Source organism: Micrococcales bacterium (assembly GCA_016703125.1).
Taxonomy (GTDB): domain Bacteria; phylum Actinomycetota; class Actinomycetes; order S36-B12; family UBA10799; genus JADKAV01.
Window position 1 is genome coordinate 155213 of the sequence record JADJCR010000002.1, and the last position, 24254, is coordinate 179466.

At 70.1% G+C, this 24254-nt stretch carries 25 protein-coding genes and 2 pseudogenes; 14 read left to right on the plus strand and 13 right to left on the minus strand.

Annotated features, from left to right (window positions below):
• Positions 1-7 precede the first annotated feature (7 nt).
• The 3 genes from moaC to moaA are packed head-to-tail and all read left to right on the plus strand — an operon-like array spanning position 8 to position 2303.
• Positions 8-472, plus strand: coding sequence for a cyclic pyranopterin monophosphate synthase MoaC (gene moaC, locus IPG68_02370; protein ID MBK6762181.1), 465 nt, complete (start codon positions 8-10; stop codon positions 470-472).
• Positions 469-1332, plus strand: coding sequence for a molybdenum cofactor biosynthesis protein MoaE (locus IPG68_02375; GenBank protein MBK6762182.1), 864 nt, complete (start codon positions 469-471; stop codon positions 1330-1332). Before moaC ends, IPG68_02375 begins: the two co-directional genes overlap by 4 nt.
• Positions 1314-2303 (plus strand): GTP 3',8-cyclase MoaA, encoded by a 990-nt coding sequence (gene moaA / locus IPG68_02380; GenBank protein MBK6762183.1) that lies wholly within the window; start codon positions 1314-1316, stop codon positions 2301-2303. The genes IPG68_02375 and moaA overlap by 19 nt, the downstream gene beginning before the upstream one ends.
• Positions 2304-2656: 353 nt before the next feature.
• Here moaA and IPG68_02385 read toward each other — a convergent pair whose 3' ends face one another.
• From IPG68_02385 to IPG68_02405, 5 genes are read right to left on the minus strand one after another with little or no spacing between them, the layout of a single operon-like run.
• The gene (locus tag IPG68_02385; protein ID MBK6762184.1) at positions 2657-3637 is read right to left on the minus strand and encodes an Ig-like domain repeat protein; all 981 of its coding nucleotides are present in this window, start codon (positions 3635-3637) and stop codon (positions 2657-2659) included.
• Positions 3631-3969, minus strand: a complete 339-nt coding sequence (locus IPG68_02390) for a hypothetical protein (GenBank protein MBK6762185.1) — start codon at positions 3967-3969, stop codon at positions 3631-3633. The genes IPG68_02385 and IPG68_02390 overlap by 7 nt, the downstream gene beginning before the upstream one ends.
• Positions 3966-4196: a DUF2470 domain-containing protein gene (locus IPG68_02395; protein ID MBK6762186.1), complete on the minus strand. Its 231-nt coding sequence runs from the start codon at positions 4194-4196 to the stop codon at positions 3966-3968. The genes IPG68_02390 and IPG68_02395 overlap by 4 nt, the downstream gene beginning before the upstream one ends.
• Before the next feature lie 41 nt (positions 4197-4237).
• Positions 4238-4684, minus strand: coding sequence for a hypothetical protein (locus tag IPG68_02400; protein ID MBK6762187.1), 447 nt, complete (start codon positions 4682-4684; stop codon positions 4238-4240).
• Positions 4685-4686: 2 nt separating this feature from the next.
• A complete protein-coding gene (locus IPG68_02405) occupies positions 4687-5187 on the minus strand; it encodes a hypothetical protein (protein ID MBK6762188.1) in 501 nt (166 codons plus the stop codon).
• A gap of 47 nt (positions 5188-5234) precedes the next feature.
• On the opposite strand from IPG68_02405, the gene IPG68_02410 reads away from it, so the two are divergent.
• The 4 genes and pseudogenes from IPG68_02410 (at position 5235) to IPG68_02425 (ending at position 8508) form a co-directional block, all read left to right on the plus strand.
• Positions 5235-5858: a biliverdin-producing heme oxygenase gene (locus tag IPG68_02410; GenBank protein MBK6762189.1), complete on the plus strand. Its 624-nt coding sequence runs from the start codon at positions 5235-5237 to the stop codon at positions 5856-5858.
• Positions 5786-6725: pseudogene (locus IPG68_02415) on the plus strand (ABC transporter substrate-binding protein). The gene IPG68_02410 and the pseudogene IPG68_02415 overlap by 73 nt, the downstream one beginning before the upstream one ends.
• Positions 6722-7768: an iron ABC transporter permease gene (locus IPG68_02420; GenBank protein MBK6762190.1), complete on the plus strand. Its 1047-nt coding sequence runs from the start codon at positions 6722-6724 to the stop codon at positions 7766-7768. The pseudogene IPG68_02415 and the gene IPG68_02420 overlap by 4 nt, the downstream one beginning before the upstream one ends.
• 53 nt (positions 7769-7821) lie before the next feature.
• Positions 7822-8508, plus strand: coding sequence for an ATP-binding cassette domain-containing protein (locus tag IPG68_02425; GenBank protein ID MBK6762191.1), 687 nt, complete (start codon positions 7822-7824; stop codon positions 8506-8508).
• A gap of 47 nt (positions 8509-8555) precedes the next feature.
• On the opposite strand, the pseudogene IPG68_02430 reads toward IPG68_02425, so the two are convergent.
• Positions 8556-9820 (minus strand): annotated as a pseudogene (locus IPG68_02430) (aspartate kinase).
• Between the two features lie 225 nt (positions 9821-10045).
• On the opposite strand from IPG68_02430, the gene IPG68_02435 reads away from it, so the two are divergent.
• Together IPG68_02435 and IPG68_02440 are read left to right on the plus strand one after the other, a co-directional pair.
• On the plus strand, positions 10046-11470 hold the full coding sequence (locus tag IPG68_02435) for an adenosylhomocysteinase (protein ID MBK6762192.1): 1425 nt from the start codon (positions 10046-10048) through the stop codon (positions 11468-11470).
• A 24-nt stretch (positions 11471-11494) separates the two neighbouring features.
• Positions 11495-12688: a methionine adenosyltransferase gene (locus tag IPG68_02440; protein ID MBK6762193.1), complete on the plus strand. Its 1194-nt coding sequence runs from the start codon at positions 11495-11497 to the stop codon at positions 12686-12688.
• Positions 12689-12699: 11 nt separating this feature from the next.
• Here the strand turns inward: IPG68_02440 and IPG68_02445 are convergent, their stop codons facing one another.
• Positions 12700-13089 (minus strand): hypothetical protein, encoded by a 390-nt coding sequence (locus IPG68_02445; protein MBK6762194.1) that lies wholly within the window; start codon positions 13087-13089, stop codon positions 12700-12702.
• 40 nt (positions 13090-13129) lie between these two features.
• Here IPG68_02445 and IPG68_02450 point away from each other — a divergent pair, with 40 nt between their 5' ends.
• Positions 13130-14197: an ROK family transcriptional regulator gene (locus tag IPG68_02450; protein MBK6762195.1), complete on the plus strand. Its 1068-nt coding sequence runs from the start codon at positions 13130-13132 to the stop codon at positions 14195-14197.
• A gap of 13 nt (positions 14198-14210) precedes the next feature.
• Here IPG68_02450 and IPG68_02455 read toward each other — a convergent pair whose 3' ends face one another.
• Complete coding sequence (locus IPG68_02455) at positions 14211-15635, minus strand: GuaB1 family IMP dehydrogenase-related protein (GenBank protein ID MBK6762196.1); 1425 nt, start codon at positions 15633-15635, stop codon at positions 14211-14213.
• A 68-nt stretch (positions 15636-15703) separates the two neighbouring features.
• Between IPG68_02455 and IPG68_02460 the strand changes: the two genes are divergently transcribed.
• On the plus strand, positions 15704-16327 hold the full coding sequence (locus IPG68_02460) for a class I SAM-dependent methyltransferase (GenBank protein ID MBK6762197.1): 624 nt from the start codon (positions 15704-15706) through the stop codon (positions 16325-16327).
• A gap of 3 nt (positions 16328-16330) precedes the next feature.
• On the opposite strand, the gene IPG68_02465 is transcribed toward IPG68_02460, so the two are convergent.
• From IPG68_02465 to IPG68_02480, 4 genes are all read right to left on the minus strand, one after another.
• Positions 16331-17077, minus strand: a complete 747-nt coding sequence (locus IPG68_02465; GenBank protein MBK6762198.1) for a N(G),N(G)-dimethylarginine dimethylaminohydrolase — start codon at positions 17075-17077, stop codon at positions 16331-16333.
• A complete protein-coding gene (locus IPG68_02470) occupies positions 17074-17466 on the minus strand; it encodes a nuclear transport factor 2 family protein (protein ID MBK6762199.1) in 393 nt (130 codons plus the stop codon). The genes IPG68_02465 and IPG68_02470 overlap by 4 nt, the downstream gene beginning before the upstream one ends.
• Before the next feature lie 2 nt (positions 17467-17468).
• Entirely contained in the window at positions 17469-18653 is a 1185-nt protein-coding gene (locus tag IPG68_02475; protein ID MBK6762200.1) for a CDP-glycerol--glycerophosphate glycerophosphotransferase, read from the minus strand.
• A gap of 65 nt (positions 18654-18718) precedes the next feature.
• Positions 18719-19789, minus strand: a complete 1071-nt coding sequence (locus tag IPG68_02480) for a CDP-glycerol glycerophosphotransferase family protein (protein MBK6762201.1) — start codon at positions 19787-19789, stop codon at positions 18719-18721.
• Between the two features lie 28 nt (positions 19790-19817).
• Here IPG68_02480 and IPG68_02485 point away from each other — a divergent pair, with 28 nt between their 5' ends.
• The 3 genes from IPG68_02485 to rnhA all read left to right on the plus strand — a co-directional run bounded on the left by IPG68_02485 (position 19818) and on the right by rnhA (position 22729).
• Complete coding sequence (locus IPG68_02485; protein ID MBK6762202.1) at positions 19818-20813, plus strand: glycosyltransferase; 996 nt, start codon at positions 19818-19820, stop codon at positions 20811-20813.
• 282 nt (positions 20814-21095) lie between these two features.
• Positions 21096-22295, plus strand: a complete 1200-nt coding sequence (gene rocD / locus IPG68_02490; GenBank protein ID MBK6762203.1) for an ornithine--oxo-acid transaminase — start codon at positions 21096-21098, stop codon at positions 22293-22295.
• A complete protein-coding gene (gene rnhA, locus IPG68_02495; GenBank protein MBK6762204.1) occupies positions 22292-22729 on the plus strand; it encodes a ribonuclease HI in 438 nt (145 codons plus the stop codon). Before rocD ends, rnhA begins: the two co-directional genes overlap by 4 nt.
• Positions 22730-22883: 154 nt before the next feature.
• On the opposite strand, the gene IPG68_02500 is transcribed toward rnhA, so the two are convergent.
• Positions 22884-24200 (minus strand): NAD(P)/FAD-dependent oxidoreductase, encoded by a 1317-nt coding sequence (locus tag IPG68_02500; protein MBK6762205.1) that lies wholly within the window; start codon positions 24198-24200, stop codon positions 22884-22886.
• Positions 24201-24254: the final 54 nt, after the last annotated feature.

A 24254-nucleotide genomic window follows, 5' to 3' on the forward strand; every position in this document is an offset into this window, starting at 1 on the left:
GGTGGGCATGGCCGAGGGCTTGAGCCACATCGATGCACGGGGTCACGCGCGCATGGTGGACGTGGCGGGCAAGGACGTGACCGTGCGTACCGCGCTGGCCCGCGGCCGGGTCCGGACGTCCGCGGCGCCGGCGATCGCGGAGGGGACCGTCGCCAAAGGTGATGTCCTGGCCACCGCCCGCATCGCCGGGATCATGGCCGCCAAACGCACGCCTGATCTCATTCCCATGTGCCATCCCATCGCCGTGCACGGTGTGACGGTGGACCTCGAGGTGGGCGATGACAGCGTGGCGGTGACCGCCCAGGTCCGTACCGCGGACCGGACCGGCGTGGAGATGGAGGCGCTCACGGCCGTGACGGTCGCCTGCCTGACGATCATCGACATGACGAAGGCCCTCGACCCGGCGGCGACCATCGAGGCCGTGCAGGTCGTGCGCAAGACCGGCGGTGCCAGCGGGGACTGGCAGCGATGAGGGCCGCCGTGATCGTCTGCTCCGACTCGGTCGCCGCCGGCACCACCGAGGACACCACCGGGCCGGTGCTCGTCGGCGGGCTGCGGGAGATCGGCTGCGACACCACGGTGGTCGTCGTGCCCGACGAGGTCGACCGGATCACCACCGCCATCCGCGCGGCTGACGCCGAGGTCGTGGTGTGCACCGGAGGGACCGGGCTGGGCCCGCGCGACGTCACACCGGACGCCGTGCGCGCGGTGATCGACCGGGAGTTGCCCGGATTCGGGGAGGCTTTCCGGGCCCGTGGCCGCGCCGTCACCCCGCTGGCCGACCTGTCGCGCGCGGTCGCCGGCAGCATGGGCCAGACCCTCGTGGTGGCGGTGCCGGGCAGTCGCTCGGCGGTCGCCGACGCCCTGGCTGTGCTCGGGCCACTGCTGGACCACGCCCACCACGTGATGGGAGGCGCCCACCACCGCGGGCTGGTGCGCGAGGCACCCATCACGACGGCCGAGGTGGAGGCGAAGGTGCGCCGTGACGACGCCGGAGCGGTGGTCGTGTTCGAGGGCCGCGTCCGCGACCATGACCACGAGCGGTCGGTGGCGTCACTGCGGTACGAGGGTCACCCGGAGGCCGACCTCATTCTGCAGGAGGTCGTGTCGCAGGCACGGGGACTGCCCGGAGTTCTGGAGGCGGCGGCTCTGCACCGCGTCGGCGGGCTGGCGATCGGTGAGCTGGCGTTCGTGGCCGCAGTCAGCGCCGCGCACCGCGGGGAAGCGTTCGCCGCGTGTGCGTGGTTGGTGGATGCGGTCAAGGACCAGTTGCCGGTCTGGAAGTTGCAGCGCTTCACCGACGGTTCTGAGGAGTGGGTCAATTGCGCCTGATCGACGGTTTCGGACGTGTTCACAGCGATCTTCGGGTGTCGCTGACAGACCGGTGCTCCCTGCGGTGCACGTACTGCATGCCCGCCGAGGGTCTGCCCTGGCTGCCCGGCGAGCAGATGCTGTCCACCTCGGAATTGCTGCGACTGGTGACGGTCGCCGTCGACTGTGGCGTGCGCAGCGTGCGGCTGACCGGGGGCGAGCCGCTGTTGCGCCTCGACGTGCCGGCCGTCGTCGCAAGCATCGCGGGCCTCGGAGTCGAGGTCAGCATGACGACCAACGGCCTGCGCCTGCCGCAACTGGCCGCGCCGCTGCGGGACGCCGGCTTGCAGCGCGTCAACATCAGCCTCGACACCCTCGATCGGGAGACGTTCCGGCGCATGACGCACCGGGACAGGCTCGTCGACACCCTCAGCGGGATCCGGGCCGCGCAGGTGGCCGGACTTGAACCGGTGAAGGTGAACACGGTGCTGCTGCGTGGGATCAACGATCGCGAGGCGCCGGATCTGCTGCGCTGGGCGATCGGCGAGGGGGTGCACCTGCGTTTCATCGAGCAGATGCCGCTGGACCCGCAGCACGGCTGGCGCCGCGAGGAGATGGTCACCGCCGAGGAGATCCTCGCCTCGCTGGCCGACGCCGGCTTTGCGCTCACACCGATCCCCGATCCGGGGCCGGCCCCCGCCCGCCGGTGGGACGTCAACGGCGGTCTGGCCACCGTCGGCGTGGTCGCATCGGTGACCAGGCCGTTCTGCGGTACCTGCAACCGGCTGCGGCTCACCGCCGACGGCCAGTGGCGCAACTGCTTGTTCGCCCACTCCGAGACCGACCTGCGGGGGCCGTTGCGCTCCGGTGCCGACGACGCCGAACTGGCGCGCCTCATGGCCGCCGGGGTGGCCTCGAAGCGCGCTGGGCACGGCATCGACGACCCCGTGTTCCTCCAGCCCCCACGGCCCATGTCCGCGATCGGAGGCTGAGGTGGCCGTCACGGTTCGCTTGTTCGCCGCCGCCCGGGAGGCCGCGGGGGCCGACCGCCTGGCAGTGCCCGCCGGGCCGGTCCGCGCGGGGTTGTTGGCCTTGGGCCTCGGGAGCGCTTCGAACAGGTCCTCGCCGTCTGCACCGTGGTCAGTGACGGTTACCGGCTCCGGGCCGACGACGCAGTCGAGGAGGACGCGGTCGTCGACGTGCTGCCGCCGTTCGCCGGGGGGTAGGGCTTTCGCGACGGTTGTCGTCGCACCTGACCGGGAGGTTGGAGAACAACCCCGAGGTTGGAGGACGGCCGTGTGTGTTCTCCAACCTCGTGGACGCCGGCGCCCGGGCAGCCAGCAGGTCAGCGCACCCGCAGAACGACGCGCTTGGACACTGAGCGAGCGGTCTGCGCGGTGCCCGGGAAGACGGCGCGCAGGGTGTGCTTGCCGACCTTCAGCCGCGGCAGTCTCACCACTGCCTTGCCCTTGCTCAGTCGTTTGGTCGCCAGCGTGCGGGAACCCTTCTTCACCGCGACCTTGCCCTTGACACCGGGCGCCCGGACGACGGCCACTGCGCGCTTGCCGGCCTTGACCGTGTCCTTCTTCAGCGAGAACGTGACCTTCGCTGGGGCCGGCGCCCTCCGGAACGTGATCGCAGTGAAGGTGTCGTAATCCGTGATGGCGTGGGAGTGTGCTGCCCAGGTGCTGACACCGAGCGTCTGCGTGGTGCCGTCCCAGCTCTTGCCGTCCTCGCCGGTGTACCGGCCCTTGATGGTCAGGGTGGTCTCGAACTCCCCATCGGCGTTCGGCGCGGTGGGCAGGTACTGCGCGGCCCCGAAGGTCGTCGCCGCGTTCATCCCGTAGCCCACGGTGGCCGCATCCGGGCCGAAGACCACGTACAGCCCCTGAACCGGGCCGCCCTTCTTGGCCGGGTCGAAGCCTGTGCCTTTGACAGTGATGGTCGCCTGCTGGTCGGCCGTGAGGTTCTCGGCGCCCTCGATGGTCACCGCGGGACCGGTGCTGGTCGGCACGGAGTCGAAAGCCACGGACACCGCGGCCGGCGCCTTGTAGGGGTTGGCGCCGCTCGTGCCGGTGGCCCAGAACCAGCCCTTGAGGCTGGCCGGCAGGGCGTCGAGCAACGGCTGCGCGAACTGCTTGCCGTCGATCGGCGCTGGCACGCCCGGGGTCCCGGCGTTCTGCCACGGCGGGGTCACCTGCCAGGTCTTTGCGTTCGGAACCGCGGGCAGGTCGACGATCTTCACGTCGCCGACGATGGTCTCCGGTGCGCCCGGGGGCCGCGCGACGACATCGGCGACCAGCGCCCCGGACCCGGCCTTCACCACCACCTTGGGGTCGGCGAACGTGATCGAGTAATTGCCACGGTTGACGTTGCCGATGGTGACAGAACCGGTGAAGTCGATCGCGGTGGCCCCGGTCGCGGGGTCGTAGGACCCGTGCCGCCGGTGAAGGCCCAGCCCTCCCCGCCCTTCGTGACGTTACCGGTCAGGGACTGTGCCTCGGTGATGCTGCCGCAGGACGCGATGGTCGCGTCGAACGCGCACTCGCTGATTTTCCAGGTCAGAGTCGCGCCGCTGGCGGAGTCGGCACTCGCGGGTGTGGCGACGAGCACGCTGCCCGCGACGGCGAGGACGGCGGGTATGGCGATCTTCTTCACTTCTCTCCTTGTGCTTGTTCGTGCATCTCAACGACGTACTTGCGGATGTCGGTCCGCTGGGTCAGCGGTCCGGGCCAGGCCAGCGCGACCTCACGGGCGGCACCCGGTGCCTCCACGACCCGGACGTACAGTGCCGCCTCGTCCACCCCGGTCACCTCCGCCTGCGTGGCCGTGGGGGCCTGTTCGGCGACCATCACGAGCAGGTCCGCACGGTGGTCGTCGTTCATGTGCGTGGTCACGGCCCTGACCACCTCAGGGGTCAGCCAGTTCACCGGAACCGGACCCGGATGGCGCGGTCGTAGGAGCGGTCGCCACCGGCGCGGTGATCACGGCGGACGACGATCGCGCACTTGGTCGTCTTGCAGTTGACCGATCCGAAGGACGAGCGCACGGGCAGGCGGAAGGTCCGCCCGGGCTTGGCGATGTTCGACGCGCTCGGCCGCGGACCGTAGGGGTACTTGCCGAGCACCCACACCCCGGCGTACTGCCCGCCGGTGTTCAGGCACTGGCTCGCAGTCGGCCGCGCACCCTTCGCCGGTTTCTTGCACAGGCGCACGTAGACACCGGCCTTCTTCGGCAGGCCGGAGACCTTGACGGTCACGCTGCCGCTGGACGGTAGCCCCTTGCGGGGCGAGACGTCCACCGTCATGGCGGACGCGGCCGCGGGGGTCGCCAACACGATCGCGGGGGCGGCGATCAGGGCCAGGGCTTTCACAGTCACTTCTCCTCGAAGGTGATGGGGATGAACACGTCCTGCGTGCGGTCGGTGGTGCGGGTGTGGTCGGCGCGAGCGGCGACTCCGCAGACCATCTCGCGGCAGTCCACGTCGCCGATGTGCGCCGTGGCGCGGATCTGCACGTCGAAGGACCCGCCGGGCCCGTACGGCACCGCAAGTCCCGCTCCGTACGGGGGCGGGTCCGACGACACCCACGCCGAGGCCCCCGACTCCCCCGTGGTGTCGACGCCACCTCCGCACGGGCTCGGCGGCTCCCCGGCCGGCGGTTGCACGCAGAAGGCGACGTAGATGCCCTTGCGCTCGTCGAATCCGCGGCCGGTCACCGCCAGGGTGGCGGGCCCGGTCAGCACCGCCCCGGGCGCCACCTGCACGGTGGGGCCGGACGCCGAGGCAGTCACAGCCGGTTGGGCCCCGGCGGACCCGCAGCCGGCCAGACCGAGGACCGCGAGGCCCACGACGGTGGGGAGTGTTCGGCCGATCATGTAGTTAGGTTAGCCTTACCTTAACTAGACCCGGAGGAGGGGTACCCGTGTTGACCTCAGCACCGCTCTCGAGCCGCCTGCGCGCCGCCACCACGCAGGAGCACGGCGATGCGGAGGCCTCGGCCTTCATGACCGCAGTCATGGCCGGCGGCATCAACGCCGGCGACTACGCAGCCCTCGTCGTGCAATTGCAGAACGTGTACGACGCACTGGAGGCGGCTGCCGCCGGCCACCGCGAGCAGCCGGTATTCGGCCCGTTCTTCGACCCGCGACTGCGGCGCGATGCCGCCCTGGCCGCCGATCTGGCGGTCCTCGGTGATCACCGCCACCCCATCACTGCCGCCACCACTGCCTACGCCGACCACCTGCAGGCAGTGGCTGACGACGCGCTGTCGGTGCTGGCCCACCACTACACCCGGTACCTCGGCGACCTCTCCGGCGGCCGTGCCATCGCGGCACGCCTGCAGCACAACCTCGGGCTCACCCCCGAGTCCGGCCTGGCGTTCTACCAGTTCGACGTCGGACCCGCGCCGGCGTACAAGAACGCCTACCGGCAACGGCTCGACGACCTCGACCTCACCTACGGCGAGCAGGAGCGATTCATCGGCGAAGTGCGCACCGCCTATGCGCTGAACTCCGGCATCTTCGCCAGCCTGGATCATCTGCTGTGAGACGGGTACTCACCGCCGTCATCCTGCTCGGCGTGCTCGCCGGATGCGGTGCCCGCCCGGGGGCCCAGGTGTCCGCGCCGGGAACCGACGGCCGGACCGTGACCGTGACGGACACCTCTCGCATCGTCTCGCTGTCCGGTGGCATCACGGAGACCCTGTTCGCCCTCGGGGTCGGTCCGTCCATCATCGGTCGCGACGTCAGCTCGGACTTCCCGGGTACCGCGAACATCCCCGTGGTGACGCAGGCGCACGACGTTTCCGCGGAGGGTGCTGGCGCTGGATCCGACCCTGGTGCTGGCCGACGCCCGGACCGGTCCCCCCGAGGCCATCGAAGCCATCCGCAACGCCGGCGTGCCCATCGTCGTGGTTCCGGAGGTCTGGAGCCTGCAGGAGATCCCCGCCCGCGTGCGCGCCATCGCCGAAGCCGTGGGTGAACCCGGGGCGGCGCAGGCCGTCATCGACGAGGTGTCCGCCGACCCGCCGCAGGTACCGGGATCACCGGTGGTGGCGTTCCTCTACCTGCGCGGCAACGCGGCGGTGTACCTGCTGGGGGGCGACGGCAGCGGCGCGGACTCCCTGCTCGAGGCTGTGGGTGCCGTCGATGCCGGCTCCGAGGCCGGGCTCGGCGCCTTCACCCCGCTCACGCCGGAGGCCCTGGTCACGACCGCACCCGACGCGCTGCTCGTCATGGAGAAGGGGTTGGACTCCGTGGGCGGCATGGACGGCCTGCTCGCGTTGCCCGGCGTCGCCCAGACCCCTGCGGCCCGAGACCGGCGGGTCGTGGTCATCCCCGACGGCGAGTTGTTGAACTTCGGGCCGCGCACGCCGCAGACCCTGGCTGACATCGTCGGCCAGTTACGAACATGACGGCGACACTGACCGCCCCTCCCCGGGGCCGGCGCCGAACCTGGGCGCTTCCGGCACTGGTTGCGGCGCTGCTCATGGCGTGTGGGGCGGCGATCAGCATCGGGGCCTTCACGATCGGCTTCCCGGAGGTGCTGGCCGCTCTCGGCCGGGCCGTCACCGGGCAGCCGTTGAGCACCGCCGACGCGGTGGTGGTCGACATCCGGGCACCCCGCGTCGTCCTGGCCGTCATCGTGGGTGCCTGCCTGGCCGCAGCCGGGGTCATCATGCAGGGGATCTTCGCCAACCCGCTGGCCGAACCCGGCCTCGTGGGGGTGTCCTCCGGGGCGGCGGTGGCTGCCGTGCTCGCCATCGTGGTGGGCCTCACGGCCGCCGGCTTCTGGGTGCTGCCCTTGGCGGCAGTCGTCGGTGGGTTGGCGGTGACCGCCGCCGTCTACCTGCTGGCACGGGTGGACGGGCGCACCGAGGTCTTGACGCTGATCCTCACCGGCGTGGCCGTCAACGCGTTCGCCGGCGCCGTGATCGGCTTGCTCATGAGCGTCTCCGACGACGCCGAACTGCGCAGCATCACCTTCTGGAACCTGGGCAGCCTCTCCGCGGCGACGTGGTCGTCGGTCGTGCTGGTGGCGCCACTGGCGCTGCTGGGACTGGCACTGGCGCCGCTGCTGTCCCGGCCGCTGGACCTGCTCGCCCTCGGGGAGCGCGGCGCCGCTCACCTGGGAGTGGATGTCGAGCGCATCCGGACGATCGCCATCCTCCTCACGGCGGTGCTCACCGCCGCGGCCGTCGCGGTCGCGGGCATCGTGCTGTTCGTGGGGCTGGTCGTCCCGCACGCCCTGCGGCTGGTGCTCGGCCCGGCGCACCGGCTCTTGCTGCCGGCGGCGGCCCTGGGCGGGGCCACCCTGCTGGTGCTCGCTGACCTGCTGGCCCGCACCGTGGTGGCGCCGCGGGAGATCCCGCTGGGCGTGCTCACTGCCCTGATCGGGTCGCCGATCTTCTTCTGGCTACTGCGCCGGGAGCACAGGCGGCGGGGGGCCTGGGCGTGATCGAGGTCGCCGACTTGTGCGTGTCACGCGGGCAACGGCAGATACTGCACGACGTGAGTTTCGAGGCCGGTGCGGGCGAATGCATCGCCGTGGTCGGGCCCAACGGCAGCGGGAAGTCCACCCTGCTCGCGGCGCTGGCCGGTGATCTGCCGTTCCGGGGACGCGCGCAGGTCGCCGGGCAGCCCGCCGCCGGCGACCAGGCCCGGCTGCGGGCGGTGATGACCCAGCACACCGCGGTGGCCTTCGGCTTCACAGTGCGGGAGGTCATCGCGATGGCGCGGGCACCCTGGCATGGAGCCGGGACTGATGACGTCCGGGCCGTGGCCGATGCAGTAGCCGCCGCCGACGTGGAACATCTGCTCGATCGCGGGGTGCAGGGCCTGTCGGGCGGCGAATTGGCCAGGGTCGCCTTCGCCCGCCTGCTCGCCCAGACCGCCCCGGTGATGATGCTCGACGAGCCGACGGCCGCCCTGGACCTCAAGCATCAGGTCGGACTGCTCAACGCCCTGCGCGGCCGCATCGCCGGTGGCAGTACGGCCGTGGTGGTGCTGCACGATCTGACGCTGGCGCGAGCCGCCGCCGACCGCGTGCTGGTCCTCGACGAGGGCCGGGTGGTGGCGTTCGGCCCCCCGGCGGACGTGCTCGTGCCGGGGGTTCTGGGGCAGGTCTACGAAGTGGCAGTGGAGGTGCTCGCTGAAGGCCGGGTGGTGGTGCCGGCGGCTTCTGGGCCGGGGGTGTGACGCCCCCGCCTGCGAAGGCGTGAGCGAAGCGGTTGGTCCGGCGGCGGTCAGCGACCGGTGCCGGCGGAGATGACCGCCTGCCCCTCGGCATCGAGGCCGAACGCGGTGTGCAGCGCGCGAACGGCCTGGGCAGCGTCCTCGACCCGGGTCACCACGGAGATCCGGATCTCGGAGGTGGAGATCATCTCGACGTTCACATTCGAGTCGGCCAGGGTGCGGAAGAACGTGGCGGACACCCCGGGGTGCGACCGCATACCAGCACCCACCAGAGAGACCTTCGCGATGCCCTCGTCCTGCAGCAGTTCCCCGAACCCGATCTCTCGTCGCGACGGGACAGCAGCGCCTCGCTGGCGCGCGCGAGGTCGGCGGTCGGGAGGGTGAACGTGATGTCCGTGCTGCCGTCGGCTGACACGTTCTGGACGATCATGTCGAGGTTCACCCCGAGGTCGGCCACGGTCTCGAACACCAGCGCCGCCTCGCCCGGGCGATCCGGGACCGCAGTGACGGTGATCTTGGCCTCCGAGAGGTCCTGGCTCACGCCAGAGATGATCGGCTGCTCCATCACGATGTTCTCCTCGATCTCATGGACCACCAGGGTGCCGGGCTTGTCGGTGAAACTGGAGCGCACACGCAACGGCACGTTGAACCGGCGCGCGTACTCCACGCACCGCAGGTGCAGGACCTTGGCGCCGTGCGCGGCGAGTTCCAACATCTCCTCGTAGGTGATGTACGGGACCTGGCGCGCCGCGGGGACCACCCGCGGGTCGGCGCTGAAGACCCCATCGACATCGGTGTAGATCTCACAGACATCCGCGTTCAGCGCAGCCGCCAGGGCGACCGCCGTGGTGTCCGAACCACCGCGGCCCAGCGTGGTCACGTCCTTCGTGTCCTGGGCGACCCCCTGGAACCCGGCCACAATAGGGATGGCCCCTTCGTCCAGGGCCGCCTGGATCCGCCCCGGCGTCACGTCGATGATCCGGGCCTGGCCGTGGTAGCGGTCGGTGATGAGCCCCGCCTGGCTGCCGGTGTAGGAACGGGCCTCGGCGCCGAGGTCGGAGATGGCCATCGCCAGCAGCGCCATGGAGATGCGTTCCCCAGCGGTCAGCAACATGTCGATCTCACGACCAGGGGGGTCCGGCGACACCTGCTCGGCGAGGTCCATGAGCTCGTCGGTGGTGTCCCCCATCGCCGAGACCACCACGGTCACCCGGTTGCCGGTCCGCTGGGTCTCCACGATGCGCCGGGCCACGCGCTTGATGCTGTCGGCGTCGGCAACAGAGGATCCTCCGTACTTCTGCACGACAAGCGCCACGGGTGAACTCCTTTTCCGTCGACGCCCATGGTATCCACCGCCACAACTGGGCGCGGAGGCGGCTGAATCCCGCGAATCCGCCCACTTCTGGCGGCCGACCCGCCGGATTCGCCCCGTTATGCCCGACATGGCCTGACCACAACTGGGCACCCGAGCGTGTCACTCGCCCACTTGTGGCGACGACCGCCGATTGTGCGGCCCTGGGACGCCTGCGAGACTGGCTGAATGGACTTCAAAGTTGCTGACCTGTCCCTGGCTGCTGCCGGGCGCGACCAGATCCGCCTCGCCGAGCACGAGATGCCGGGCCTCATGGCCATGCGCGAGCAGTACGGCGCCACCAAGCCACTGTCGGGGGCGAAGATCACCGGCTCGTTGCACATGACGGTGCAGACCGCGGTGCTCGTCGAGACGCTGGTGGACCTCGGCGCGCAGGTGCGCTGGGCCTCCTGCAACATCTTCTCCACCCAGGACGAAGCGGCTGCGGCCGTCGCCGTCGGCCGGCACGGCACCCCCGAGGACCCCCGCGGCGTACCCGTCTTCGCCTGGAAGGGCGAGACGCTGGCGGAGTACTGGTGGTGCACCAAGCAGGCGCTGACCTGGGACGGCGACGGGCCGAACATGCTCCTCGACGACGGCGGGGATGCCACCCTGCTGATCCACAAAGGTGTGGAGTTCGAGAAGGCCGGCGAGGTGCCCGAGCCCACCGGCGACGGCGGCGAGTTCGACGAGGTCCTGAAGCTACTGGCCACGACCCTTGCCGAGGACCCCCACTTCTGGACCCAGTTGGCCAACGGGGTCCAGGGCGTCACCGAGGAGACGACCACCGGCGTGCACCGGCTCTACGAAATGATGCGCGAAGGCAGCCTGCTCTTCCCGGCCATCAACGTCAACGACTCGGTCACCAAGAGCAAGTTCGACAACAAGTACGGCTGCCGGCACTCCCTGGTCGACGGGATCAACCGCGCCACCGACGTGCTCATCGGCGGGAAGGTCGCGGTGGTCTGCGGCTACGGCGACGTCGGCAAGGGGTGCGCGGAGTCCCTGCGCGGCCAGGGCGCCCGGGTCATCGTCACCGAGATCGACCCGATCTGCGCACTGCAGGCGGCCATGGACGGCTACCAGGTCGCGACCCTCGACGACGTGCTCGACAGCGCGGACCTGGTGATCACCGCCACCGGTTGCGTCAACGTCGTCACCGCCGAGCAGATGCACAAGATGAAGGACAAGGCGATCCTGGGCAACATCGGCCACTTCGACAACGAGATCGACATGGCGGGCCTGGCCAAGGCCGATGGCGTGAGCGTCATCGAGGTCAAGCCGCAGGTGCACGAGTGGCGCTTCGCCGACGGGCACTCGATCATCGTGCTGTCCGAGGGGCGGCTGTTGAACCTGGGCAACGCCACCGGTCACCCGTCGTTCGTGATGAGCAACTCCTTCACCAATCAGGTGCTGGCGCAGATCGAGCTGTTCACCAAGCCCGAGGAGTACCCGGTGGGCGTCTACATGCTGCCCAAGCACCTCGACGAGGAAGTCGCCCGCCTGCACCTCTCGGCACTCGGGGTCGGGCTGACGACCCTCACCGCAGAGCAGGCCGACTACTTGGGGGTGGCGGTGGACGGGCCGTACAAGCCCGAGTACTACCGTTACTGATCGGCACCGAGCAGGGGAGCGCGCATGTCGAAGCGGTTGTTCACGTCCGAGTCCGTCACTGAGGGCCACCCGGACAAGATGGCCGACCAGATCTCCGACACGATCCTGGACGCGATGCTCAAGGACGACCCGCGCAGCCGGGTCGCGGTGGAGACCTTCCTGACCACCGGGTTGTGCGTGGTCGGCGGGGAGGTGACTACCTCCACGTGGGTGGACATCCCCGAACTGGTGCGCGAGACGGTCCTGGAGATCGGGTACGACTCCTCCGAGAAGGGCTTCGACGGGAAGTCCTGCGGGGTGTCCATCGCGATCGGCAAGCAGTCCCCCGACATCGCCGCCGGCGTGGACGACGCGTTCGAGGAGCGGGTGGGCCACAGCCACGACCCGCTGGACTCCCAGGGCGCCGGCGACCAGGGCCTGATGTTCGGCTACGCCTGCGACGACACCCCGGAACTGATGCCGCTGCCGATCTCCTTGGCCCACCGGCTGTCCAAGCGCCTGTCGGAGGTCCGCAAGGACGGATCCGTGCCCTACCTGCGCCCGGACGGCAAGACCCAGGTCACCATCGAGTACGCCGGCGACGACGCGGTGCGGCTGGACACCGTTGTGCTGAGCACGCAGCACGCGCCGCGCATCGACCTCGAGCACATGCTGACCCCCGATATCCGCGAGCACGTAGTTGAGCCGGTACTCGCCGAGCTCGACCTGCAGACCGACGGGTACCGGCTGCTGGTCAACCCGACCGGCATCTTCGAGATCGGCGGGCCGCAGGGCGATGCGGGTCTCACCGGCCGCAAGATCATCGTGGACACCTATGGCGGCATGGCCCGTCACGGCGGTGGGGCGTTCTCCGGCAAGGACCCGTCCAAGGTCGACCGCTCAGCGGCCTACGCCATGCGATGGGTCGCCAAGACCGTGGTGGCGGCCGGTCTGGCCAAGCGCTGCGAAGTGCAGGTCGCCTACGCCATCGGGGTGTCCCACCCGGTGGGCCTGTTCGTACAGACCTTCGGGACCGGCGCGGTGCCCGACAAGCAGATCCAGAACGCGATCACGCAGGTGTTCGACCTGCGGCCGGCAGCCATCGTCGCCGAACTGGACCTGCTGCGCCCGATCTACGCGCAGACCGCCGCGTACGGCCACTTCGGGCGGGAACTGGCGGACTTCACGTGGGAGAGCACGCACCGCGCTGAAGCGCTCGCCGCCGCTGTCCTCGGCTGACCGGCAATCGTTCAACCGAGGCCGGCGGCCTCCAGGAGCGCCTGCTCGAGACCGTCCAGATCCGCCACCGTCAGGGTCAGACCGGGATGCAGGATGATGCCCGAGGGATCCAGGATCTTGACGGGTTCCTTGAACTCCACGCACACCCCGCCGGCGGTCGTCGTGCCGAAGGTGGCCCCTCTGTCTGCGAAGGACCCCCGCGCGCCGATAACCTTCACTGCGGAGTACGGACCTGTGCGCTTCACGCAGGAGATGTTCTTCACGGAGGTGCGGCACCGCCAAGGACCGAACCGCGCATCAAGGGTCTGATTGCTCACATCCACCTTTGCGGTGAGCGGAGTGACCCCGATGGCCGCCAGCGCCGGGAGATACTTCTTCTCGAACGCGAAGTCGAAACGCACTGTCCAACCGTACGCCGGTTGAGGGGAGGTGAACCACGCGATGTCGCAGGGCACCTCACCATTCGTTCCGGACGACGTCCCGGCGGACCGGGCAGACACCCGCCGCACAAACCGCTCCCGCCTGCTGCGATCGATCATCACCCGGGGCCCGGCCACCCGCGCCGAACTGTCCCGGCGCATCGGATTGAGCCGGCCCACGATCTCCGTGATCACCAACGAACTCCTCAAGGCCGGGGTGCTCGCGCAAGGCGAGCGGGTGTCCAGCGGCGGTGCGCCCGGGACCCTGCTGGAGATCGCCAAGGACACCGGGGTGACGATCGTGGCCGATCTGCGAGATGCCGACCACATCCTGCTGGCCACGGTCTCGCCGTCCGGCGAGGTGCTCACGTCCACCCGCAGCCTCAGCCGGACCAGCAAGCAGATCCACCGCGCTGTGGGCGATTTCGCGCGCAGTGAGCAGGCGCGTTCTGCCCTCGGGGTGGCACTGGCGGTGCCGGGCTGGGTGACCCCCGGCGGGGAGTGGACGGCGCAACCGGCCCACCGCGCGGATCCGTCGCTGGTGCACGCTCTGCGCCGGGAGGTACGCCTTCCGGTGTTCGCGATGAACGCCGTGGACGCCATCGCCATCGCGGACCTGCGCGACAGCGATCCCAACCTGGCCGCCCAGGCCTCCGTGGTTCTCGACCACCCCATCGGGATGGGCCTGATCATGGCCGGGCGTCTGCGCAGCGGAGTCAAGCGGCCGGCCGGGGACATCGCGCACATCGTGCCCGGCACGCCCGGCCCGGTGTGCCGGGAGTGCGGGCACCGCTGCCTGGAGCCGCAGGTGCAGGCACTGCACACCGACCACAGCGCGGCTGCAGTCGACCTCGCCGCCGAGGCGCTGGCCGGCATCCTCGCCCCGATCGCCGGTGCGTTCGAACTCGAGGAGTTGGTCCTGGGTGCCTTCCCCACCCCGGTCATCGGCGACCTCGCCCGCCTCACCCGCGCGGGCCTGGAGCAGCGGATGCCCGCCCACCAGGTCCCGGCGGTGCGAGTGTCCGCGTACGGCCCGGAGGCGGCCGTCGTGGGCGCCGCGGCCAAGACGCTCTACAGCATCCTGGGCTGAGCCGTCAGCACACTCACCACGAGGTGTGCAGGGGCCGGCCCTCGGCATACCCGGCCGCGGACTGGATGCCGACCACCGCCCGCTCGGCGAACTGCTCGACGCTGGCGGCGCCGGCGTACGTGAAGGCACTGCGCACGCCGCTGACGATCTCGTCGATGAGGCTCTCCACCCCCGGGCCGTCAGGATCGAGGTACATCCGCGAACTGGAGATCCCTTCCTCGAAGAGCGCCTTGCGCGCGCGCTCGAACGGGCTGTCACCGGAGGTCCGGCTGCTCACCGCCCGCGCGGAGGCCATGCCGAACGACTCCTTGTACGGCCGGCCGTCAGGGCTGATGTGCACATCGCCGGGCGACTCGTGGGTGCCGGCGAACCAGGACCCGATCATCACCGCGCTGGCGCCGGCGGCCAGGGCCAGCGCGACGTCGCGGGGGTGACGCACCCCTCCGTCGGCCCAGACGTGTTTGCCCCGTTCGCGCGCTGCGGCCCCGCATTCCAGGACGGCTGAGAACTGCGGGCGCCCGACACCGGTGCGCATCCGGGTGGTGCACATGGCGCCCGGGCCCACACCCACCTTGACGATGTCGGCACCGGCGTCGATCAACTCCCGGGTGCCGGCCGGGGTCACGACGTTACCGGCGACCAACGGCACCGGCACCGGGCCGATCGCGGCGAGCACGTCGACCATCTTGTCCTGGTGGCCGTGCGCGGTGTCCACGACCAGCAGATCGATCCCCGCGGCGATGAGGGCCTTGGCCCGCAGACCGACGTCGCCGTTGATCCCCACCGCCGCGCCCACCCGCAGCGCTCCGCCACCGTCCACCGCCGGGGCGTACAGCGTGGACCGCAGCGCCCCCTGCCGCGTCATGATCCCGACCAGCGTCCCGTCGGCGCGGACGACCGGGGCGAACCGGCGGTGCTCGTTGTGCAACCGGTCGAACGCCTCGCGCGGGGTCACGGTGTCGGGCAGGGTGAACACGTCGCTGCTCATGACCTGGTGCACCTGGGCGAACCTGTCGACCTGCGCGCAGTCCCCCTCGGTGACCACCCCGACCGGCACGCCGTCCTCCGTCACGATCGCGGCGCCGTGGCTTCGCTTGGGGATCACCGCCAGGGCTACGCCGGTGGTGTCCGTCGGGGTCAGCGTGGTGGCGGTCTCGAAGACCTGGTGGCGGGACTTGACCCACGCCACCACGTCGGCCACGACGTCGGTCGGGATGTCCTGCGGGATGACGGCCATCCCACCGCGGCGGGCGATCGTCTCGGCCATGCGCCGGCCCGAGACCGCCGTCATGTTGGCCGCCACCACCGGGATGGTCAGACCGGTGCCGTCCGGCGCGGTGAGGTCGACGTCGTGCCGGGAGGACAGCGACGAGCGGTTGGGCACCAGGAATATGTCGTCGTACGTCAGGTCGTACGTCGGTGTGTTCAGGAATCGCACGGTGTCGACGCTACGCGGTCAACCCGGGCCGCGGCGAGTCGTTGCACCCCAGGTCCTAGGCTGTGGCCATGCCCGCGCACGACCATCCGTTGTTCACACAGGTCTACCGCTGGCTGGCCCGCGCTGAGGACTCCGGGGCCATCGGCAGGGCACGCACCGAGGTGTCACGAGCACTGCACGGGCGTTTGCTCATCGTGGGTCTCGGCCCGGCCGAGGACCTGCACCACCTGCCCGACACCGTCACCGAGGTGGTGGGGATCGAGCCCAGTGCGTCCATGCGCAAGGTGGCGCAGGCCGCCGTGGAGGCCGCCCCCATGCCGGTCGAGGTCATCGATGCGGTGGGTGAACAGTTACCGCTGCCGGACAACAGCGTCGACTCCGCACTCTTCGCCTACGTGCTGTGCACGGTGGACGACCCCGAGTTGGTGGTCGCCGAGGCGTTGCGGGTGCTGCGTCCCGGCGGCACGATCGGGGTCCTCGAACACGTGAAGGCGGACGAGGGCACCTGGATGCGGCGGGCGCAGAGGGCTGCAGGTCCGCTCTGGCCGCACGTGGCCGGCGGCTGCCGCTGCGACCAGGACACCCGGGCGGTGTTCGCCGCGGCCGGACTCGACCTCAGCGGGCTGAGCAGCCCGCATCTGACGCCGGTGCCGCCGGTCGCGCCGTCACTGGTCGGCAGCATCCGCTTGTGACGCTCAGCGCACCCGCACCGACAGGCAGGTGACGCAGCCTTCCAGTTTCTCGAACTCACCGATGTCGACCTCCACGGTGCGCAACCCGCGCTGCCGCAGTAACTGCGCAGTGCGGGGCGCGGAGGCCGCCATCAGTACCGTCTGGTCGTCCACGACGACGACGTGTGAGCCCGGTTCCTCCGGGACCGGCAGGAAGCGGCCGAACATCGACACGTCGTCGAGCAGCGGCGGGTACCCGATGACCGTCCCGTCCGGCAGGGCCGTGACGGCGCTCTTGAGGTGCAGCACCTTGGTGACCGGGACGGGGACCACCTCCACGTCGAAGAAGGCGGCCAGTTGCCGGCATGCACCCGCGCTCGTGCGGTCACCGACACCGGTGAAGAAGCGGTCACCGATCTTCAGGACGTCGCCGCCGTCGAGGGTGTCCGGGCCGCCCACCTCACCCACCTCCAGTCCGAGGGCGACGACCGCATCCCGCGTACCCGCCGTTTCTCCGCGGCGCTCCGGGGCACCGGGCCGGGCGATGAGCGCCTTGCCGCCATGCACGACCACGGTGTCCTCGACGAAGACGCCGTCGGGGTGGTCCGGTGCTGCGGCGACGGCCACCGGCTCCCAGCCCACCGATTCCAGCGCCGCCACGTAGCCGTCCCACTGGCGGCGGGCGAGGTCATAGTCGACGGGGTTGCGGTCGATGTGGGTGAGCAGCCCGTGGGCCAACTGCGGGCTCGGCTCCCGGACCAGTGCCCTCACGTCAGCCGCTGCAGCAGTTCGGCCATCCGCTGATGTACCACGTTCACGGCCTTCAGCGGCCGGACCATCACCTTGAAGTCGCTGATGAGACCGTTGTCGTCCCAGTTGATCATGTCCACCCCGTTGACGTGCACGTCGTCGATCTCGGTCTCGAACTCCAGCACCGCGTCGTTGCCGTCGACGAGTTCCCGCACGTAGCGGAACGACGGGTTGGCGATGACGTGCATCGCCCCGGTCAGGTACAGGGCGACCATGTCACGGCCCTGTTGGGGGCGGAAGAGGATCGGGGAATGGAAGACGGCATCCTCGGCCAGGATCTGATTGAGCAGGGCGGGGTTGCGCGTGCGCACGACCTCGTGCCAGCGCTCCAAACGGGGGTCCACCGCCATGACTATTCCGCCGCCCGGTCGCCGGCGTCAACTCCGGCGAGGTCCAGGACCGCGGCCACGAAGGTGTGCACGTCGCCCGGGGCGAAGTAGTAGTCCGACCATTCGCCCAGGCGCGCTCGCGCCACGGGGGTGGCCGCCGCGTCCAGGGCGGCGACCACCTCGTCGGCCGACTCCACCGACAGCAGGGGCAGGGACGCCAGCATGCCGCCGGAGAGGATCGGCGCCAGCGGTTGCACGGGTTTGGTGACCACCAGCGGCTTGCCGGTGGGCAACCAGTCGACGGCCACCGCCGAGATGTCGCAGAGCAGGGCGTCGCCGACGTCGCGCTGCCACCCGAAACGCGGCGTGGAGTCCACGTAGTGCCCGCCGGGGGCCTGGGCCAGCAGTTCGGCGATCCGCCGGGCCGCGGCGGCGTGCGACGACAGCCGGCGCCCCGCCTGTGGGTGCGGGCGGAAGATGATCCGGCAGGAACCTTCTGCCAGGAGGGCCTGCACCATCGCCACTCCATGGCTGGCCAGCGAGCCGTACTCCATCGGCGAGGCACTGCCCTCCGTGGTCGGCGCGTACACAACCGTGCGGGGGCGGTCGGTCTCCGGAAGGTCGTCGGGCGGCGGCTCGGGGACGTGCAACTGGGGCCTGCCGATGACCCGCAACTTCGTGTCCGTGTCGAAGTCGTGCAGCGCCGCGCGATACCGGTCGACCGCCGCCTGCCCCGCCACGAATGTGACGTCGTAGGCCTTGGCCTGGTTGGAGACCATGTAGACCTTGTCACTCTCCCCGTGACTGAGGAAGACGTGCTGCGGACGGGCGTAGGCCAGCAGATCGAAGTTGGAGACGTTCTGGTTGACGTAGAGGACAACGTCGGGCAGGTACGTGTTCATGAGGTCGTCGAGATCAGCCAGCCACCGGGCCAGCAGCACAGGCAGCGGGGTCATCGAGCTCAGCGCCACCGCGACCCGCGGATCTCGTACGAGCAGCGCGACAGGGGCTTGCTCGGCCACCGCGGCAAGCGGGGCCAGCCAGTCCCGGATCTGGTACAGGTACTGCTCGCCGGAGCCGAAGTAGACGAAGATGCGGCTGTGCTCAGGGCGGGCGACCCCCCGCCGCTGCCAGGCGCGCAGAGCGGTCCGGCCACCGAGCACGGAGCGTCCGCGATCCACAGCGATGCGCAGCGGTCCTCCTGCCATGGGCCCAACCTAATGCGTGCACGACCGGGCGCCGCGAGGAAGTGCCGCGCAAACCCTGAGGCGCCTCAGCGGTCGAGCATCGCCGCGACCGCGCGTGCCGTGGCGAGGCCGTCCTCGTGCGGGCAGTAGCGCGCCCGGGCATCCGTCAGCGGCAACGGCGCCGGCGGTGGGCCACCGGACAACCATGACTGCAGGGTGGCCAGGTCCGCCGTGCGGGGCCCGGGCCACTGGTCCTCGGCGAGGTAAACGCCCCGCGGGTAGTCGACCGGTGTGAAGAACAGCACCTGCGAACCGGTGGCCAGGAAGTCGAACGCGACGCTGGAGAAATCCGTGATGAGTGTCCGGCACCGGCGCAACACCACATTGGTGGTCACCTCCGGCGGGATCAGGAACGGTTGCAGCCGGGGGTCGCGGGCGGCCCGCAGAGCGAGTTTCCCGTGCACCCGTAGCACCGGGCGCAGACCCGACGGGACCGCTGCCGCGATGGCGTTCATCCTGGCGGCGACCTCGTCGAGGTCGTTCACAGCCTGCGTGTACGACGCCTCCTGCCAGGTGGGCGCGTACAGCACCAGATCGGGCTCGTGGTCGGGCGGGAACTGCATGTCAACTCGTGGCGATCCGATCTCCAGCACGTGGTCGGTGGCGACCCCGTAGGCGCCCGCATACATCGTGCTCGTCATGTACTCGCCGCTGGACAGCAGCAGGTCGGCGACCTCGAAGTTGGCCACGGTGTTGGCGATCAGGCTGTACGGCGAGCCGACGTCGCGGCCCATGCGCTTGAGGGGCGTGCCGTGCCAGGTGTTCAGGTAGACCTGCTCGTCGCGCTTGTCGAACAGCGGCGGGAATGTCACGTTGTTCACCAGGTACTTGGTCGTGGCCAGGGCGCGGTAGTACCCCGCGGAGCGGTACCGGACCGACCGGATCCGGGGTTGGTCGAACGGCACCGGGTCCCGCAGGGCCCAGATCAGCGGAAGGTCGGTGTGGTTCAGCACGTGCTCGGCGATGGCCCCCGGATTGCACCCCACCGAGGTGCCCTCGTAGGCCTCGAGCAGGACTTCCTCGCGCAGCGGCGCCCGTCGCCATCGGTCGTACACGCGCCGAGCCGCCTCCCGGGCCACGTTCCGCACGCCGCTCACGCCTGCAGGCTACCCATAGGCTGGAGCGGTGCGGGTCCTGCATCTCATCTCCAGCAGCGGCGTCTACGGCGCCGAGAAGATGGTGGTGGGGTTGTGTGAGGCACTACCGGCCCACGACGTGCAACCGGTGCTCGAGGTGTTCGACAACGCCCACAGCCGCAATGTGGATGTGGCCGAGTACGCCACCGCCGCCGGGGTGCCCGTGCGACTGTTGCGCTGCGGCGGCCGTTTCGACCTCTCCGCAGTCCGCCGCCTGCGGCGCGACATCCGCGACCAGGGCATCGATCTGGTCCACGCCCACGGGTACAAGGCCAACCTCTACGGCTTCCTCGCCACCCGTCGCGGGGTGCCCATCGTGGCCACGAACCACCGCTTCGACACCGGACCGCAGAACCGTTTCGACAAACCCGTCCTGCAGCGCGTCGACGCGGTCTATGCGGTGTCCGACGAGGCCCGCGACAGCCTGCGCGCGGAGTACGGGATCGCCGGCGCCACGACCATCCCGAACGGCGTGGATCCGCGGGGTGCGCACACTGCCGCTGCGACGCTGGACCTTCCGCACCCACTGGTCGGGATGGTGGCGCGGCTGGCACCGGAGAAGGCGCCCGAGGACTTCCTGGCCGTTGCCGCAGCCACGCCGGAGGCCACATTCGCTCTCGTCGGTGACGGCCCGCTGCGTTCCGAACTCGAGCAGCGAGCGGGCCCCAACGTGCGCCTGCTCGGATTCCGTGACGACATGCCAGGTGTGTACGCCAGCCTCGACGTGCTGGTCCAGCCCTCCTACCGGGAGGGCATGCCGATGACGATCCTGGAGGCCATGGCCGCGGGGGTTCCGGTGGTCGCCACCCGGGTCGGCGCGGCGGCCGACGTCATCGAGGACGGGCGCACCGGCCTGCTCGTCGACGCCGGCGACGTGGCCGGGCTCACGCAGGCCGTGGGGTCGCTGCTTGCTGACGATGCCGCGCGTGCGCAGATGGGGCAGCCGCCCGCGAGACGGTCGCGCGCGAGTTCACCGTGGACGTGATGGCCCGGCGGTACGCCGAGGCGTACCGCCGGGTGCTCAGCGCCTGACTAGAAGCGGAACCAGCCACCCCGCGGCTTCGGCTGGCAGGGCGCAACGCTGGTCGGCTGGCAGGTGGCCGAGGATCTGCTCGACATGACTGCCGCAACCGGAGTACGTGGCCTTCTTACAGGTCTGGCAGACAGCAGGACTGCACATGGACGATCCTCCGAGAACAGGGTTGCAGATACCCCCCCACCCTATCAGGAGACCACCGATCGATGGGTTCAGAGGTACGGTGGGGCCATGGACAGCGCGTCGTACATCGCACTTGAGGAACGCTCCGGAGCCCACAACTACCACCCCCTTCCGGTGGTCGTCGCACAGGGGAACGGCGCGTGGGTCACCGACGTCGAGGGCCGCCGTTATCTGGACTTCCTCAGCGCCTACTCGGCCCTGAACTTCGGACACGGCCATCCGCGACTGCTGGAGGTCGCGCACCGGCAACTGGACCGGCTGACATTGACGTCAAGAGCCATCCATTCCGATCAACTCGGGCCGTTCTGCGCCGAGCTCACCGATCTCGTGGGGATGGACCGGGCGCTGCCCATGAACTCCGGGGCAGAAGCGGTGGAATCGGCCATCAAGACCGCACGGGCATGGGGCTACCGCCGCAAGGGGGTGCCCGACGGGGAGGCGGTGATCCTCGTGGCACACCAGAACTTCCACGGCCGGACGACCACGATCATCTCCTTCAGCGACGACCCCGTGGCCCGCAACGACTTCGGCCCGTACACCCCGGGCTTCCAGGTCATCGGCTTCGGGGACATCGACGCGCTGCGGGTCGCCTTGGCGAACCCGAACGTCGTGGCCTTCCTCGTCGAGCCGATCCAGGGGGAGGCGGGGATCATCGTGCCGCCCGAGGGGTACCTGCCGGCGGCGGCCGCGGCCTGCCGCGACGCCGACGTCTTGTTCATCGCCGACGAGATCCAATCAGGCCTCGGCCGCACCGGCCATACCCTGGCCTGCGACGCCGAAGGGGTCGTCCCGGACGTGCTGCTGCTGGGCAAGGCCCTTGGTGGGGGGATACTCCCGATCTCCGCAGTGGTGTCCCGCGACGACGTCCTCGGGGTCCTGCGACCCGGTGAGCACGGATCCACGTTCGGCGGGAACCCGCTGGCCCTGGCCATCGCGCGCGAAGTGATCGCGCTGCTGGCGACCGGGGAGTACCAGCAGCGCAGTGCCGAGCTCGGCGCCCACATGCTGCAGCGCCTGCGCGACGAGGCGCCGCCGACGGTACGCGAGGTGCGCGGCAAGGGCCTGTGGGCAGGCGTCGAGGTGCACGAGCAGTACGCGCCGGTGCGCCCGCGCTGTGAGGCGGCACTGGACGCCGGGGTCATCGTCAAGGACACGCACTCCACGACCCTGCGCCTGGCACCGCCCCTGACCATCTCCCGCGAGGACCTCGACCACGGCATCGATGTGGTCCTCAAGGTCCTCGGGTGAGTGTGCACGCTTTCACCGATGGGGCGTGTTCGGGCAATCCCGGCCCCGGCGGATGGGGCGTGGTTCTGCGCTGGAACGACCACGAGAAGGAGTTGTTCGGCGGCGAGTCCGAGACCACCAACAACCGCATGGAGCTGATGGCGGCGATCAGTGCACTGGAATCGCTGACCCGGCCCGCGGAGGTGGTCATCACCACGGACTCGACGTACGTCCTGAAAGGCATCACCGAGTGGCTGCCCAACTGGAAACGCCGCAACTGGCAGACCGCGTCCAAACAGCCGGTGAAGAACGTGGATCTCTGGCAGCGGCTCGATGAGGCCGTCTCCCGGCACACCGTGACGTGGGAATGGGTCAAGGGCCACAACGGCCACCCTGAGAACGAACGCGCCGACGAACTCGCCCGCCGGGGGATCGCCGACATCCGGCAAGGGTGAGCCTCGAGTGTCCGCCTGGTCGGGCGTGTTCGGTGGGGCTCGTGCAGTTGGGTGGGGCTCGTGCAGTTGGTTGAGGTCCGTCGCCGCCTAAGCGTCAACCATCTACCCGAACGCCATCCAACGCCGGCCCACTGATTCCGCGGGACGGCCCGGGCTAGGCCGCTCGATGGATCCGCGGCTCGCGTTCCTCGGTGAGCGCCCCGCGGGACTGCTCCAGGGTGAAGGTGCGTTCGGCGCGGCTGCGACCGATGAACGCCACGGCCCAGTGGCCCAGGGTCGAGATCTTCTCCTGGAAGCCCACGAGGTACAGGATGTGGATGAACAACCACGCGATCCACGCCAGGAACCCGCGCAGTTCCAACTTCCCGACGTTGGCCACCGCACGGAACCGGGAGATGGTCGCCATGCTGCCCTTGTCGAAGTACTCGAAGCGCTCCTTCTCGGGCTTGTCTTCCAGCCGGGCCCGGATCTTGGCGGCGCTGAACTTCGCACCCTGCATGGCCACCTGCGCCACGCCGGGCAGGTCATCGAGGGCGATCATGTCGCCGATCACGAAGACCTCGGGGTGACCGGGCAGGGTGAGGTCCGGCAGCACCTGCACCCGGCCGGCCCGGTCGAGCCCGGCGCCACTCTGCTCGGCCAGTTGCGCCCCGAGCGGCGAGGCCTGCACCCCGGCGGCCCAGATGACGCACCGCGAGTCGATGCGCTCCGCCTGACCGTCGCGGTAGGTGACCTGTACCCCGGCGCTGTCCACGGAGTCGACCATCCCCTGCAACCGCACGTCGATGCCCATGCGTTCCAGCTGTTCCTGGGCCTTCGCCGACTGCTTCGACCCGAAACCGGACAGCACGCCATCGCCACCCTCGACGAGAATGACGCGCGCCTGCCGCGGATCGATGCGCCGGAAGTCGCGCTTGATCGTGCGGCGGGACAATTCCACGATCTGCCCGGCGAGCTCCACACCCGTGGGGCCGGCACCGACCACCACGAACGTCAGCCAGCGAGCGGCGTCTGCGGGATCCTCCTGCAGCTCGGCCATCTCGAACGCCCCGTAGATCCGTGCCCGCAACTCCAGGGCGTCGTCGATGCTCTTGAGCCCGGGCGCGAAGGGCTCGAAGTCGTCGTGCCCGAAGTAGCCGGTACCCGCACCGGCGGCGACGATGAGCGAGTCGTACTCGGTGACGGTGCGCTGCGAGCCCACCGAGGACACGACCGTGCGCGTGGTCAGATCGATGTCCGTCACCTCGCCGAGCAGGACCTGGGTGTCCTTGTGCCGCTTCAGGACCTCGCGGGTGGCCGGGGCGATCTCGCCCTGCGACAGGATCCCGGTTGCCACCTGGTACAGCAACGGCTGGAAGGTGTGGTGGGACTCCCGGGAGATGAGGGTGACGTCCACGTCGGCCCGCTTGAGCCGCTTGGCCGCGAACAGTCCCCCGAAACCCGAACCGATGATCACTACACGATGCCTCATACCTTCACTGTTCCAGGCAGAGGCCGGGGCAAACCGTGATCCGTGGCACATTGG

What these genes read in the sequence shown, in the direction of transcription:
- moaC (MBK6762181.1), top strand. Translation starts at nt 8, where the DNA reads ATGGCCGAGGGCTTGAGCCACATCGATGCACGGGGTCACGCGCGCATG.
- IPG68_02375 (MBK6762182.1), top strand. Translation starts at nt 469, where the DNA reads ATGAGGGCCGCCGTGATCGTCTGCTCCGACTCGGTCGCCGCCGGCACC.
- IPG68_02395 (MBK6762186.1), bottom strand. Translation starts at nt 4,196, where the DNA reads ATGAACGACGACCACCGTGCGGACCTGCTCGTGATGGTCGCCGAACAG.
- IPG68_02405 (MBK6762188.1), bottom strand. Translation starts at nt 5,187, where the DNA reads ATGATCGGCCGAACACTCCCCACCGTCGTGGGCCTCGCGGTCCTCGGT.
- IPG68_02420 (MBK6762190.1), top strand. Translation starts at nt 6,722, where the DNA reads ATGACGGCGACACTGACCGCCCCTCCCCGGGGCCGGCGCCGAACCTGG.
- IPG68_02435 (MBK6762192.1), top strand. Translation starts at nt 10,046, where the DNA reads ATGGACTTCAAAGTTGCTGACCTGTCCCTGGCTGCTGCCGGGCGCGAC.
- IPG68_02440 (MBK6762193.1), top strand. Translation starts at nt 11,495, where the DNA reads ATGTCGAAGCGGTTGTTCACGTCCGAGTCCGTCACTGAGGGCCACCCG.
- IPG68_02450 (MBK6762195.1), top strand. Translation starts at nt 13,130, where the DNA reads ATGTCGCAGGGCACCTCACCATTCGTTCCGGACGACGTCCCGGCGGAC.
- IPG68_02460 (MBK6762197.1), top strand. Translation starts at nt 15,704, where the DNA reads ATGCCCGCGCACGACCATCCGTTGTTCACACAGGTCTACCGCTGGCTG.
- IPG68_02470 (MBK6762199.1), bottom strand. Translation starts at nt 17,466, where the DNA reads ATGGCGGTGGACCCCCGTTTGGAGCGCTGGCACGAGGTCGTGCGCACG.
- IPG68_02475 (MBK6762200.1), bottom strand. Translation starts at nt 18,653, where the DNA reads ATGGCAGGAGGACCGCTGCGCATCGCTGTGGATCGCGGACGCTCCGTG.
- rocD (MBK6762203.1), top strand. Translation starts at nt 21,096, where the DNA reads ATGGACAGCGCGTCGTACATCGCACTTGAGGAACGCTCCGGAGCCCAC.
- IPG68_02500 (MBK6762205.1), bottom strand. Translation starts at nt 24,200, where the DNA reads ATGAGGCATCGTGTAGTGATCATCGGTTCGGGTTTCGGGGGACTGTTC.